This is a genomic window from Ruegeria sp. YTSC003 (assembly GCF_059609785.1).
This window is the reverse complement of record NZ_JBXWMK010000006.1, coordinates 111,328-124,171: the sequence shown is the minus strand read 5'-3', so window position 1 is coordinate 124,171 and position 12,844 is coordinate 111,328. Positions and strand designations below refer to the sequence as shown.

Below are 12,844 nucleotides of genomic sequence, written 5' to 3'. Positions count from 1 at the left end.
TCTCGGTCTTGAGATCAGATTGGGACTGCTATGACCTTCTCTGACGCCATCCGCACCTGTTTCTCCAAGTTCTTCACCTTCTCGGGGCGTGCCTCACGGCCCGAATACTGGTTCTTTTTCCTGTTCATCGTGATCTGGAACATCATCGCCGGGATCATCGACTGGCAGTTCTTCACGCAAGTCTCGGTCAGCCAGACCGACGAGGTTAAAGCCGTCACCGCCACGTCCTCTGCGCCAGTACAAAGCATCGTTGGCCTGATCGTATTTTTCCCTCATCTGGCCGTCGCGTGGCGGCGGATGCATGATACCGGGCGCAGCGGGCTTTTTGCCTTGCTACCGATCCTGCTGATCCTCGGTGCCGGGGCGGTTCTGTTCTTCGGCATCGGCCTTGCCTCCAGTTTCCAGCATGGCGGCAATCTGGACATCCTGTTCACCCGCGCCACGTTGCTGGTCGTTATCCCGACACTGCTTGTTTTGTTTGTGTCGCCCCTCCTGGTTCTGTGGTGGCTGACCCGCCCCAGCCAGCCAGGCACCAATCAATACGGTCCCAACCCACATGAGGTAGCCCAATGACCGAACATACGCCCAACTCTGCCTTTCATGCCTCAAGCTTTATGCAGGGGCATAATGCCGAATATCTGGAGCAGCTATATGCCCAGTACACCAAGGACCCGAACGCGGTGGATGCTGCCTGGGTCGAGTTCTTCCGGCAGATGGGCGACGCCACACCGGACGTCCAGCGCGAGGCCGAAGGGCCGTCCTGGGCACGGACCGACTGGCCTCCGATGCCGACGGATGATCTGACTGGTGCATTGACGGGAGAATGGGCCGAAATCGATGCTAAGGCAGCGGGCGACAAGATCAAGGACAAGGCCGAGGCCAAGGGCGTTCAGGTAAGCGAAGATCAGATCAAACGTGCGGTTCTGGACAGTCTTCGCGCCCTGATGCTGATCCGGGCCTATCGCATCCGGGGCCATCTAGCCGCTGAACTGGACCCGTTGGGCATGCGTGCCGCCAGCACTCACCCCGAGCTGGACCCGAAGACGTATGGCTTTACCGAAGCCGACATGGACCGCCCGATCTTTATCGACAACGTGCTGGGTTTGCAGATGGCCAGCATGCGCCAGATTGTCGAGATCGTTAAGCGGACCTATTGCGGTACGTTCGCGCTACAGTACATGCATATCTCAAATCCGGAAGAAGCCGCATGGCTGAAAGAGCGGATCGAAGGGTATGGCAAGGAAATCCAGTTCACCAAGGAAGGCCGCAAGGCGATCCTGAACAAGATGGTCGAGGCCGAAGGCTTCGAAAAGTTCCTGCACGTGAAATACATGGGCACCAAGCGGTTTGGTCTGGACGGAGGCGAGGCGTTGATCCCCGCGATGGAGCAGATCATCAAGCGCGGCGGTGCGCTGGGTGTCAGTGATATCGTCATCGGTATGCCCCATCGCGGCCGGTTGAACATCCTGGCCAACGTGATGCGCAAACCCTATCGCGCCATCTTCAACGAGTTTCAAGGCGGCAGCTTCAAACCCGAAGATGTAGATGGTTCTGGCGATGTGAAATACCACCTCGGGGCCTCAAGCGACCGCGAGTTTGATGGCAATTCCGTCCACCTGTCGCTGACAGCAAACCCGTCTCACCTTGAGGCGGTGAACCCGGTCGTACTGGGCAAGGTCCGCGCCAAGCAGGATCAGTTGGGCGACGAAGATCGCACCAGGGTCATGGGCATCCTGTTGCACGGTGATGCAGCTTTTGCTGGTCAGGGTGTTGTGGCCGAAGGGTTCGGCCTGTCCGGCCTCAAGGGCCACAAGACCGGCGGCACAATGCATATCGTGGTGAACAACCAGATCGGTTTTACCACCGCACCACATTTCAGCCGTTCCAGCCCCTACCCCACAGATATTGCCCTTATGGTTGAGGCACCGATCTTCCATGTAAACGGTGACGATCCCGAGGCTGTGACCCACGCTGCCAAAGTGGCGACCGAGTTCCGTCAGAAGTTCCACAAGGACGTTGTCATCGATATCTTCTGCTATCGCCGGTTCGGGCATAACGAGGGCGATGAGCCCATGTTCACCAACCCGATCATGTACAAGAAGATCAAGACACATAAGACCACGCTGTCGCTGTACACCGAACGTTTGGTCAAAGATGGCCTGATTCCCGAGGGTGAGATCGAGGATTTGAAGGCCGCCTTCCAGGCCCATCTGAATGATGAGTTCGAGGCGGGCAAGGACTATAAACCCAACAAGGCTGACTGGCTGGACGGGCGTTGGTCGCATCTGGACAAAAACAAAGAAGAATATGTCCGCGGCGACACTGCAATTAAACCAGAAACACTGGCCCAAATTGGCAACGCGCTGAGCCACGCACCCGAAGATATCGCAGTGCACCGGACCGTCGCGCGTCTTCTGGATCACAAGAAACAGATGTTCGAAAGCGGCAAAGGATTTGATTGGGCCACTGGAGAGGCACTGGCCTTCGGCTCGCTGCTGACCGAAGGCTATCCTGTCCGCCTGTCAGGGCAGGATGCGACACGCGGGACGTTCAGCCAGCGTCATTCGGGTTTTGTGCATCAGGAAACTGAAGAGCGGTACTATCCGCTGAACAACATTCGCGAAGGCCAGTCTAAATACGAAGTGATTGACTCGATGCTCAGCGAATATGCGGTTCTGGGTTTTGAATACGGGTTTTCGTTGGCCGAGCCAAATGCACTGACCCTGTGGGAGGCACAGTTTGGCGATTTTGCCAACGGCGCGCAGATCATGTTCGACCAGTTCATCAGTTCGGGCGAAAGCAAGTGGCTACGGATGTCCGGTTTGGTTTGCCTGTTGCCGCACGGTTTCGAAGGGCAAGGACCGGAACACTCGTCCGCACGTCTGGAACGGTTCCTGCAGATGTGTGGTCAGGACAACTGGATCGTGGCCAATTGTACGACACCGGCGAACTATTTCCACATCCTGCGCCGTCAGTTGCACCGCACCTTCCGCAAGCCGCTGATCCTGGTGACGCCGAAATCGCTGCTGCGCCACAAGATGGCGGTCAGCAAGGCAGAAGAGTTCACCACAGGCTCTAGCTTCCACCGCGTGTTGTGGGACGACGCACAACAAGGAAATTCGGACACCCAACTGGTCAAGGACGACAAGGTTAAACGCGTGGTGATGTGTTCCGGAAAGGTCTACTACGACCTGCTGGAAGAACGCGATGCGCGCGGTATCGACGATGTCTATCTGATGCGGATCGAGCAGTTCTATCCCTTCCCGGCGCATTCGCTGATCAACGAGCTTGAGCGCTTTAAGGGTGCCGAGATGATCTGGTGTCAGGAAGAGCCCAAGAACCAGGGCGCCTGGACCTTTATCGAGCCGAATATCGAGTGGGTTCTGACCCGCATCGGTGCCAAGCACACCAGGCCGCGTTATGTCGGCCGCGCCACATCGGCCTCTCCCGCGACGGGTCTGGCCAGCCAACACAAAGCCCAACAAGAAGCGCTGGTCGACGAAGCGCTGAGCATTGAAGGAAAATAATCGATGTCCATTGAAGTTCGAGTTCCCACGCTTGGCGAGTCGGTGACCGAAGCCACGGTTGCGACATGGTTCAAAAAACCCGGCGACGCCGTAGCCGTTGATGAAATGTTGTGCGAGTTGGAGACCGACAAGGTCACAGTCGAAGTTCCTTCTCCCGCTGCTGGCGTGATGGGCGAAATCGTCGCCGCCGAAGGTGAAACCGTTGGCGTTGACGCGCTGCTGGCCACTATTGCCGCAGGCGAAGGCGCAGCCCCTGCCCCGGCAGCAGCTCCGGCCCCGACTGCGGCGGCAGCTCCGGTGGCGTCGGGCGGCAGTGTCGACGTGATGGTGCCAACCTTGGGTGAATCCGTGACCGAAGCGACTGTTTCGACATGGTTCAAGCAGGTCGGTGACAGCGTCGCGCAGGATGAGATGCTGTGCGAGCTGGAAACAGACAAGGTCTCGGTCGAGGTTCCCGCCCCGGCTGCAGGCGTTCTGGCAGAAATCGTCGCCCCCGAAGGCGCGACAGTCGAAGCTTCGGCCAAACTGGCGGTGATTGCAGGCGCAGCGGCTGGGTCAGCTGCTGCTCCGGCTCCTGCGGCAGCAACCCCGGCTGCAGCAGCAAGCACCGGCAAGGACATTGCCAACGCCCCGTCCGCCGAAAAGGCTATGGCAGAGGCAGGTTTGTCTGCGGATCAGGTCACCGGCACCGGTCGGGATGGCAGGATCATGAAAGAAGATGTGGCCCGAGCAGCGGCAACAGCAGCTGCCCCGGCGCCCGCTGCGGCAGCTCCGGCCCCGGCACAAGCGCCACGGGCACCGGTTGCTGCGCAGGATGCGGCCCGTGAAGAGCGCGTGCGGATGACCCGCCTGCGCCAGACCATCGCCAAGCGTTTGAAGGATGCGCAGAACACGGCTGCAATCCTGACCACCTTCAATGAGGTGGACATGACCGAGGTGATGGCCCTGCGCAACGAATACAAAGACCTGTTCCAGAAGAAACACGGTGTGAAGCTGGGCTTTATGTCCTTCTTCACCAAGGCGTGCTGCCACGCGCTGAAAGAGGTTCCCGAAGTCAACGCCGAGATTGACGGCACAGACATCGTCTACAAGAACTTCGTTCACATGGGCGTCGCCGCCGGTACGCCTCAGGGTCTGGTTGTTCCGGTCATCCGAGACGCCGACAGCATGTCCTTTGCCGATATCGAAAAAGCCATCGCCGAAAAGGGCAAGCGCGCCCGTGATGGCAAATTGTCCATGGCAGAGATGCAGGGCGGCACCTTCACTATCTCGAATGGTGGTGTCTATGGCTCGCTGATGTCGTCGCCGATCCTGAACCCACCACAATCGGGTATCCTTGGCATGCACAAGATCCAGGACCGTCCGATGGTCATCAATGGTGAGATCAAGATCCGCCCGATGATGTATCTGGCACTGTCCTATGACCACCGGATTGTTGACGGCAAGGGCGCGGTGACGTTCCTTGTACGTGTGAAAGAGGCGCTGGAAGACCCGCGCCGTCTGCTGATGGATCTGTAATCATGGCGACACATGTACTCTGGCAAGCCGACGTGGCCGACTTTGATGTCTGGCTGAAGGTGTTTGAAGAAGACAAACCGATGAGAGAGGCCGCGGGCATCCGCGACCTCCATATCTGGAAAGACCCTGATCGCAAGGACCACGCGGTCGCGTTGTTCGAGATCACCGATCTCGACCGAGCCCAGAGCTTCATCGAATCCGAAGAGCTGGCCATGCACCACGAACGTGGTGGCGTGGCACATATCCAGACCAAGGTTCTGGACCCTGTCTGAAAGCATTAGGCTGCGCCTCCCATTGGGGGCGCGGCACAAACGGGTAACGCGATGACTTTCGACAGCTCAAAGGGAACCACTGGATGACCACGGAACTAACCGTCCTGACCCTTGCCGCATTACTTTGGGTCGCGCAATTCGTGGTCTATCTGGCTGCCGGGCACGGTAAGATTGACCTTGGCCTTGCGGTTGGCCCGCGAGATATTCCTTTTGACAAACCGGGGGTTTCGGGGCGTCTGCACCGTGCCCTCAGCAACCACACCGAAGGGTTGGTTCTGTTCGCAATTGCGGCGCTTGTCGTGACGGTTTCGGGCCAGTCGAACGGGCTCACTGCGGCCTGTAGCTGGATCTATTTGATCGCCCGCATCCTCTACGTCCCCGCCTACGCATTGGGTTGGACGCCTTGGCGAACTGTGATTTGGATTGTTGGCTTGTTGGCCAACACCGTAATGTTGCTGGCGGCTGTCTTTTGATTCAGTCGCTGGCGTGGATAAAGTAATGGGGAAACGCCCTGGCGCGCATACAAATGTCGCCATCCCCGTAATCGATAAGGACCTGACACATGGCAAATTATGACGTTATCGTAATCGGATCAGGCCCCGGCGGCTATGTTTGCGCCATCCGTTGCGCTCAGCTGGGCCTGAAGACTGCCTGCGTCGAAGGGCGTGAAACTCTGGGCGGCACGTGCCTGAACGTGGGCTGTATCCCGTCCAAGGCGCTGCTGCATGCCAGCCATCAACTGCACGAGGCCGAGCATAACTTTGCCAAGATGGGCCTGAAGGGCAAAAGCCCCTCGGTCGATTGGAAACAGATGCAGGGCTACAAGCAGGAAACGATCGACGGCAATACCAAGGGTATCGAGTTCCTGTTCAAGAAAAACAAGATCGACTGGTTGAAAGGCTGGGGCTCGATCCCTGCCGCGGGTCAGGTCAAAGTGGGTGATGAGGTTCACACCGCAAAGAACATCATCATCGCATCCGGGTCCGAACCGTCCTCTCTGCCCGGTGTCGAGGTGGACGAAAAGGTTGTGGTGACTTCGACCGGAGCTTTGTCCCTGAACAAGGTTCCAAAGAAGTTGGTGGTGATCGGCGCGGGCGTGATCGGACTGGAATTGGGCTCGGTCTATCAGCGTCTGGGCGCTGAGGTGACTGTGGTCGAATTCCTCGACGCGATCACCCCCGGCATGGACCCCGAAGTTCAGAAGACCTTCCAGCGCATCCTCAAGAAACAAGGCCTTAAATTTGTCATGGGTGCGGCGGTTCAAAAGACCGAAGCCACCAAGACCAAGGCCAAAGTGACTTACAAGCTGCGCAAGGATGACAGCGAACATGTGATCGAAGCTGATACAGTTCTGGTCGCCACCGGGCGCAAACCGTACTCGGATGGTTTGGGTCTGGAAGCGTTGAGTGTTGAAATGACACCGCGTGGTCAGATCAAGGTGGGGGCCGATTGGCAGACAAACGTGCCGGGCATCTACGCTATCGGTGACGTGACCGAAGGCCCCATGCTGGCGCACAAGGCCGAAGATGAAGGTATGGCCGCAGCCGAGCAGGTTGCGGGCAAGCATGGGCACGTGAACTACGGCGTCATCCCGGGTGTGATCTACACATGGCCCGAGGTCGCCAATGTTGGCGAAACCGAAGAGACGCTGAAAGAACAGGGGCGCGCCTATAAGGTCGGCAAGTTTATGTTCTTGGGCAACGGCCGCGCCAAAGCGAACTTAATGACCGATGGGTTTGTCAAAATCCTGGCCGACAAGGAAACTGATCGCATTCTGGGCTGCCACATCATCGGCCCCGGTGCGGGCGATCTGATTCATGAAGTCTGTGTGGCGATGGAGTTCGGCGCCTCGGCCGAAGATCTGGCCCTGACCTGCCACGCCCACCCAACTTATTCGGAAGCCGTGCGTGAGGCTGCGTTGGCCTGTGGCGACGGACCGATTCACAGTTAATATTAAACCCCGGCCGCCGTCAGGTTGCCGGGGTTAACCACGCGTCCAGATAGATTTCCAACCTGTCTGAAAAACTCTCTGCTTCATGCAGAGCGCAGAACTTCAGCGACATTGACTGAATAGCAAAAGCCTGAACCCCCTCGGCCAACAAGTCGGGGGAAATGTCCTTGCGCACCTTCGCGGTTTCCAACCAACCAGCGACCAGTCGGACATAGCGTTCGAAGCAACGCGCTATGGGCCCGATCTCGGTTATTGCGGTAGCGCCTGAGTACCGGATGATCAGATCGAACACATAACGCTCTGACGTCATGAAGGCGTGGATCGGTTGCAGGGCATCGGCGATTTCGGGGGCTGTGCGTGGGGCGGGGCCCTGTTCGACCTGATCGAAACAGGCAACCAGCCTCTCACCAATCAGCATTTCCATCAGCGCGTCTTTGTCCCGGAAATGCGCAAAAAAGGTTCCCTTTGCGACCCCGGCTGCCTGAACCACGTCTTCCACTCGCAAAGCCTGATAGCCGTTTCTTTCGATAACGTCCTCTGCCGCCTCAATTAATCGGGCGCGCGTTTTAAGGGTTCTCTTTTGAACTGTTTTTTGCATATGCCCTGTTCGCATGTTTTTTGACCGTGGTCAAATTTTTTAATTGACCGTGGTCATTTTTTCCACTTATAAACTGACCATGGTCATTTTTGGAGATTCGCGATGCAACCTAAGAAAATCCTGATCCTCGACGGACACCCAGGCGAAACCAGCCTGTCCCGAACATTTGCTGAAACCTATGCTGACGCGGCCAAACGACAGGGGCACGACGTTCGCATGATTCACCTAAGCGACCTGCAATTTGACCATGACTTCGGTCAGGGAAACTATGAGGACTTCAAACCGTTGGAACCCGCATTGGAACAAGTGCTGCAGGATCTTGAATGGAGCGAACACCTTGTCCTGACGGCACCGATGTGGTGGGGCGGCTTGCCGGCCAAGCTGAAAGGTTTGATTGACCGGGCATTCATCCCCGGACGCACCTTCGACACGCGGAATACTACAAGGATCGGCTTTCCAGCACCTATGCTGACAGGGCGCACAGCGCGGGTCATCCTGACCTCGGACACGCCGGGCTGGTTCATGCGTTTGATCTACAGGCAAGCCCTGATCCGCCAGATCCGCGATCAGATTCTGGGATTTGTCGGCTTCAAACCGACCCGGTTCACTTACTTTTCGGGCGCCAGCTATCCCAAACCCGGCAGCGTGGATCGTTGGATATCAAAGGTAGCCCGGATCGGTGCCGCGGCAGCCTGATCCCGTGCTTACCCGACCTATTCAAGGCCGCTCATAAAGTTGCGCTCGCCTACGGCGGCAGGTCGATCCAATAGTGAATTCAATATGGGACAACCCGGGCGCAACCGGGTGGTCGACCGATTAACATTATTCCGCTGGCTCGTTGGTGACAGAGTTAGATTGAGCCGACGGCTTTTTGGGCCGGAACAGACGCCACGCATCCTGGAACGGCAACACGTACAGTTTCAGGCAAGAGTCCAACCTCAGGCCGTTGTCCTTTTCCGTTACACCAAATTTCACGTCCCTGTTGTCTTCAGGCATCACGTAAGTGCCGAAAACCACATCCCAGAATGGGAACATGAAAGCAAAGTTCTTGTCCAGGTGATCCGGGTGACAGCTGTGATGCACGTGATGATGCGCGGGTGACGGAAATACTTTTGACCAAACACCGGGCCAACGCAGCCATATATGGGAATGGCGCAAATTATAGCCCGCGAAGTTAAACAGGAACATAAAAACCGGAACGCCCAAAATAACAGGTAGGTTGGGGTGATACCCCAAGATCCGGAAAGTGAAGCCGGTGATAGCCCCCCCGCCCAAACCAATCAAAATATTGTAAAAAAAATTATCAATCGGATGCTCGCGGAAGTTGGAAATCGGGTGCATCACTTCAGCGCTGTGATGGACTTTGTGAAATTGCCACAAAAGCGGGATTTTATGCTGTAGATAGTGCGCAAAAAAGCCAAGAAAATCTGCGACAAGGAACAGTACAGCCATATACGCAACGGTGATACCGGCGCCTGTCCAACCCTCTAAGGATTGTGCCGGAGCAGCTTCATTGATACTGAACCCGCCGCTCGCCCAATAGTAGGACAGAGCCGCAGCAGCAGCGGACAGGCCAATCATCAAGAAGTGACCAATAAACATATGAAAAAAGAAGTATCGGACATCAAGCCAAGCTGATGGGTGCCTCCAGACCTTTTTAGGGAACAGAAAACCAACAAAGCTCTTTTCGCCCAAAACCTCAGATGTGTTTTTTCGATTTCTGACGTAAATCCAGAACGCGATCAAAACCGAACTGCACAAATAAACGTAGTAGATTCGATTAACGGGATCGAACGGATACATAAGTACATTCCGAACGTGTTCAAAAAACGAGTTCAGAAGGGATTGTAACTGCTGCATTGTGGCCTCGGATCGTTTTTTACATCCTTAATTTTGGCCGAGCATTTGTCCACACTAGTGACAATTCCGTGACGATTTGTGGTCAGTTCACCACATCGTCTTTGCGGCGCGCGCACCCCATTCGCGATCATATTGCGTGCCGCCTTCGTCGCCGTCTGACGCCTCGGCGAGGATTTCACCGACGGTCGGCACATGCGCAGTCTCGTCGCCGCTGACCCAAGTACGGGCCCGCATCAAGGCGCGGGCGCATTGGGTGTAAATCTCAGTGATTTCGAAAACGATCACTGTTGCTGGTCTTTTGCCCTGCTTTTCGAACCGCGCGCGCAAATTTTCATCAGCTGTCACATGCGCCGTGCCATTCAATCGCACGACACTGTTGGACCCCGGCACCATGAACATCAACGACACTCGCGGGTCGCGCACGATATTGCGCAGACTGTCCAGCCGGTTATTTCCGCGCCAGTCAGGCATCGCCAGTGTGTGCGGATCAAGTTCCAGTACAACCGGGCCGTCGTCACCTCGCGGGCTGCCATCGACACCCTCGGGCCCAACGGTGCTGAGGATGCACAGGCGCGACGCCATGATCCACTTGCGATAAAGCGGTGTGAGTTGTCTGGCCACTTTGCGCATTGCAGGCGCGCCCGGCGTCCCGTAGAGCGCCTCGAGCGATTCGATGTCCTTAATGAACTCCATCCGGTTCAAACCCCACTTCTCGCATCAATGCATTGGATCGTGTTTCGATCACGTCTTCCAGACGTCCAAGAAATTGATCCCGCCCCACACCCGGTTCGATCGGGTCAAGAAAGTCGACGATTGCAAGACCAGGTTTGCGCATAACCCCGGTACGCGGCCAGAAAACACCAGCATTCGTCGCAACCGGCACACAAGGAAAGCCCAGTCCTTCATACAGAACTGCCGTCCCAACTTTGTAAGGTTTCTTCGCCCCCGGTGCGACGCGTGTGCCCTGCGGGTAAATCACAAGCTGCCCGGGTTCAGAGAACTCTTTAGCCACGTCTTTGACCATCTTGGCGACGGCAGCACCCTTTCTGCCGCGATCAACCGGTATGCACCCAAGGCGACGGGCATAGAGACCGATAACCGGGGTATACAGCAGTTCCCTTTTCATAATGAACTTGCCGTGCGGAATGGCGCTGAAAATCATGATGATGTCGAGAAAGGACTGGTGTTTGGCTCCAATTACGACCTCGTCCACTGGAACGTTTCCGCGAACCTCACAACGGATGCCAACCATCCAGCTTGCCAACCAGATCGTCGATCGCGCGTAGGATTTACAGGCCTGCAATGCCCCACGTTTTGCAAACAACGCGTAAGGGGCGAAGACGATTCCAAGGATCAGCATCCACGCATAAATCACGATCATGAAGATCAAAGAACGCACCCATTGGACCGCTGTAGCCATCACGAAAGCTCCTTCAATTTGCGCACGGCCGCTGTCCAGGTGGCCAAGAACGCCACCGCAGCCCCCAGCAGAGGTATCAGCGCAGGCAACAGCCAGCCAACCCCCTGAAAACCCAATCCGGTCAGAAACCCGCCTTCAACTGAGGCTTCGGGCAACAGCAGAACACCGGTCATGCCGAACAGCACGCCGACCAGCGCACCGAAGAAAGCGCGATATGTGAACCGCCGTACAAATGCGCTGGCGATGAAACGATCACGGGCACCGACCAGACGCAGGACTTCGATGATCTGCGCATTGGCCGCCAATGAGGCATTGGCCGCCAGCGTGATCATCGCCGCCGTTGCGCCGCCAATCAGCAGGATAGACACCCAGCCCAATCGCCGCAGCGAGTTTGCCGCCTCGACCAGCGGCTCGCGCCAGCGTGAATGGTCGTCCAGCACGGCGCCGGGCACTTCGGCACCAAGTCGCAAGCGCAAGCCAGCGGTATCAAGACCCGGTTCGCCCTCGATGATTTCTATCAGTTGTGGAATAGGCAGCGTATCAAGTGGCAAATCAGGACCGAACCACGGGGACAAAAGCGCAACCTGTTCCTCGGCAGTCAGAGCGCGTGCCGACGCAACGCCTGGGGTTTGGGCCAGCACGGTCAGTGCGGCCTCGGTCTGGGCGGAAAGCTGTTCGGCGGGCGCGTTTATACGCAAAGTGGCAGCCCCTGCTAGTTCCGATGCCCAACGGTCGGCCAGCCGGCCAGATGCCAGCAACAAGGCAAGCGCGAAAACGGCCAGAAAGGCCATCGCGCCAGAAACGAACAGTGTCAGCTGCGCCGTGTAGCCGGATGGTGGAACAACCCGATCTGCGCGTTTGTCGCGCACCAGCATGCTGCGGATGGTGCCCTTGTTCATAGATCCGCCCCCGCCAATTGAATCTGGCGCTGCGATATCCGAAGGACACGGGCCTGAACCTGGCTTTTGGCCGCGCGGATCAGGCTCAGGTCATGGGTTGCGATCAGCACGGTCTTGCCCATTTTGTTCAACTCGACCAGCAGGCGCAGCAATCGCTGGGACATTTCCCAATCCACATTGCCGGTCGGCTCATCTGCCAGCACAACGTCCGGTGACAGGATGACAGCCCGCGCCAATGCCGCGCGCTGACGCTCACCCCCGGAAAGTTCCGGCGGAAGCGCATCGAGCCGTGTGCCCAGCCCGACCCAGTTCAGCAATTCCAGCAGGTCCTCTTTCTGCGCATTCTCGCCTTTGCCGGACACCATCAATGGTAACGCGACGTTTTCAGCCAAGGTCATATGGTCCAGAAATCGGCAATCCTGATGCACAACCCCGATCCGGCGACGCAGCAGCGCCATCTGATCTCGGTCCAGGCGTGCAATATCCTGCTCAAATGCGCTCAGCCGTCCTGATGTGGCCAGCAACGCGCCATAACACAGCTTGAGCAAGGTCGTCTTGCCCGCACCCGACGGACCGGTCAGAAAATGGAACGACCCCGGCTGCAACTGAAGCGATACGTCGCTCAGCAACTCACCATCACCATAGGTGTAGCTGACGTTTTCCAGCTCGATCACAAGGGCCCCCAATTATTGTTGCCGCCCTTCTTGCCCGAGCGCGGTTGTGGTTTCAATGCCTGCACCGGGTCGAATTGGTGACACTTGCCGTGTGAAACCGAAAACACCCTTTGCGGTCAGGTCTT

Annotated in this window: 13 protein-coding genes; 7 read left to right on the top strand and 6 right to left on the bottom strand. The window is 57.1% G+C overall.

Annotated features, from left to right (window positions below; all coding sequences use genetic code 11):
• Positions 1 to 30 precede the first annotated feature (30 nt).
• The 6 genes from AC2FFH_RS12990 (at position 31) to lpdA (ending at position 7,268) form a co-directional block, all read left to right on the top strand.
• On the top strand, positions 31 to 573 hold the full coding sequence (locus AC2FFH_RS12990; protein ID WP_496725827.1) for a DUF805 domain-containing protein: 543 nt from the start codon (positions 31 to 33) through the stop codon (positions 571 to 573).
• The gene (locus AC2FFH_RS12985; RefSeq protein WP_496767546.1) at positions 570 to 3,527 is read left to right on the top strand and encodes a 2-oxoglutarate dehydrogenase E1 component; all 2,958 of its coding nucleotides are present in this window, start codon (positions 570 to 572) and stop codon (positions 3,525 to 3,527) included. The genes AC2FFH_RS12990 and AC2FFH_RS12985 overlap by 4 nt, the downstream gene beginning before the upstream one ends.
• 3 nt (positions 3,528 to 3,530) lie before the next feature.
• Complete coding sequence (odhB, locus tag AC2FFH_RS12980) at positions 3,531 to 5,045, top strand: 2-oxoglutarate dehydrogenase complex dihydrolipoyllysine-residue succinyltransferase (RefSeq protein ID WP_496767547.1); 1,515 nt, start codon at positions 3,531 to 3,533, stop codon at positions 5,043 to 5,045.
• A gap of 2 nt (positions 5,046 to 5,047) precedes the next feature.
• Positions 5,048 to 5,317: a hypothetical protein gene (locus AC2FFH_RS12975; RefSeq protein ID WP_058273540.1), complete on the top strand. Its 270-nt coding sequence runs from the start codon at positions 5,048 to 5,050 to the stop codon at positions 5,315 to 5,317.
• An 83-nt stretch (positions 5,318 to 5,400) separates the two neighbouring features.
• A complete protein-coding gene (locus tag AC2FFH_RS12970) occupies positions 5,401 to 5,790 on the top strand; it encodes an MAPEG family protein (protein ID WP_496767549.1) in 390 nt (129 codons plus the stop codon).
• 89 nt (positions 5,791 to 5,879) lie between these two features.
• Positions 5,880 to 7,268, top strand: coding sequence for a dihydrolipoyl dehydrogenase (gene lpdA, locus AC2FFH_RS12965; protein ID WP_496844548.1), 1,389 nt, complete (start codon positions 5,880 to 5,882; stop codon positions 7,266 to 7,268).
• 19 nt (positions 7,269 to 7,287) lie between these two features.
• Here the strand turns inward: lpdA and AC2FFH_RS12960 are convergent, their stop codons facing one another.
• Positions 7,288 to 7,866 carry a TetR/AcrR family transcriptional regulator gene (locus tag AC2FFH_RS12960; protein ID WP_496767553.1) on the bottom strand — a complete coding sequence of 193 codons (579 nt, stop codon included), beginning with the start codon at positions 7,864 to 7,866 and terminating at the stop codon, positions 7,288 to 7,290.
• A gap of 102 nt (positions 7,867 to 7,968) precedes the next feature.
• Between AC2FFH_RS12960 and AC2FFH_RS12955 the strand changes: the two genes are divergently transcribed.
• The gene (locus tag AC2FFH_RS12955; RefSeq protein ID WP_496767555.1) at positions 7,969 to 8,562 is read left to right on the top strand and encodes an NAD(P)H-dependent oxidoreductase; all 594 of its coding nucleotides are present in this window, start codon (positions 7,969 to 7,971) and stop codon (positions 8,560 to 8,562) included.
• 126 nt (positions 8,563 to 8,688) lie between these two features.
• Here AC2FFH_RS12955 and AC2FFH_RS12950 read toward each other — a convergent pair whose 3' ends face one another.
• From AC2FFH_RS12950 to AC2FFH_RS12930, 5 genes are all read right to left on the bottom strand, one after another.
• Positions 8,689 to 9,726 carry a sterol desaturase family protein gene (locus tag AC2FFH_RS12950; protein WP_496778933.1) on the bottom strand — a complete coding sequence of 346 codons (1,038 nt, stop codon included), beginning with the start codon at positions 9,724 to 9,726 and terminating at the stop codon, positions 8,689 to 8,691.
• An 87-nt stretch (positions 9,727 to 9,813) separates the two neighbouring features.
• Positions 9,814 to 10,419, bottom strand: coding sequence for a pyridoxamine 5'-phosphate oxidase family protein (locus tag AC2FFH_RS12945; RefSeq protein ID WP_496778935.1), 606 nt, complete (start codon positions 10,417 to 10,419; stop codon positions 9,814 to 9,816).
• A complete protein-coding gene (locus AC2FFH_RS12940) occupies positions 10,406 to 11,146 on the bottom strand; it encodes a lysophospholipid acyltransferase family protein (RefSeq protein WP_496844547.1) in 741 nt (246 codons plus the stop codon). The genes AC2FFH_RS12945 and AC2FFH_RS12940 overlap by 14 nt, the downstream gene beginning before the upstream one ends.
• A complete protein-coding gene (locus AC2FFH_RS12935; RefSeq protein ID WP_496844546.1) occupies positions 11,146 to 12,045 on the bottom strand; it encodes a cell division protein FtsX in 900 nt (299 codons plus the stop codon). Before AC2FFH_RS12935 ends, AC2FFH_RS12940 begins: the two co-directional genes overlap by 1 nt.
• The gene (locus AC2FFH_RS12930) at positions 12,042 to 12,719 is read right to left on the bottom strand and encodes a cell division ATP-binding protein FtsE (RefSeq protein WP_496725816.1); all 678 of its coding nucleotides are present in this window, start codon (positions 12,717 to 12,719) and stop codon (positions 12,042 to 12,044) included. The genes AC2FFH_RS12935 and AC2FFH_RS12930 overlap by 4 nt, the downstream gene beginning before the upstream one ends.
• Positions 12,720 to 12,844: the final 125 nt, after the last annotated feature.

Excerpts from the sequence above, each read along its gene's own strand:
- AC2FFH_RS12990 (WP_496725827.1), top strand. The coding sequence starts at position 31 with ATGACCTTCTCTGACGCCATCCGCACCTGTTTCTCCAAGTTCTTCACC.
- AC2FFH_RS12985 (WP_496767546.1), top strand. The coding sequence starts at position 570 with ATGACCGAACATACGCCCAACTCTGCCTTTCATGCCTCAAGCTTTATG.
- odhB (WP_496767547.1), top strand. The coding sequence starts at position 3,531 with ATGTCCATTGAAGTTCGAGTTCCCACGCTTGGCGAGTCGGTGACCGAA.
- AC2FFH_RS12975 (WP_058273540.1), top strand. The coding sequence starts at position 5,048 with ATGGCGACACATGTACTCTGGCAAGCCGACGTGGCCGACTTTGATGTC.
- AC2FFH_RS12970 (WP_496767549.1), top strand. The coding sequence starts at position 5,401 with ATGACCACGGAACTAACCGTCCTGACCCTTGCCGCATTACTTTGGGTC.
- lpdA (WP_496844548.1), top strand. The coding sequence starts at position 5,880 with ATGGCAAATTATGACGTTATCGTAATCGGATCAGGCCCCGGCGGCTAT.
- AC2FFH_RS12960 (WP_496767553.1), bottom strand. The coding sequence starts at position 7,866 with ATGCAAAAAACAGTTCAAAAGAGAACCCTTAAAACGCGCGCCCGATTA.
- AC2FFH_RS12955 (WP_496767555.1), top strand. The coding sequence starts at position 7,969 with ATGCAACCTAAGAAAATCCTGATCCTCGACGGACACCCAGGCGAAACC.
- AC2FFH_RS12950 (WP_496778933.1), bottom strand. The coding sequence starts at position 9,726 with ATGCAGCAGTTACAATCCCTTCTGAACTCGTTTTTTGAACACGTTCGG.
- AC2FFH_RS12945 (WP_496778935.1), bottom strand. The coding sequence starts at position 10,419 with ATGGAGTTCATTAAGGACATCGAATCGCTCGAGGCGCTCTACGGGACG.
- AC2FFH_RS12940 (WP_496844547.1), bottom strand. The coding sequence starts at position 11,146 with ATGGCTACAGCGGTCCAATGGGTGCGTTCTTTGATCTTCATGATCGTG.
- AC2FFH_RS12935 (WP_496844546.1), bottom strand. The coding sequence starts at position 12,045 with ATGAACAAGGGCACCATCCGCAGCATGCTGGTGCGCGACAAACGCGCA.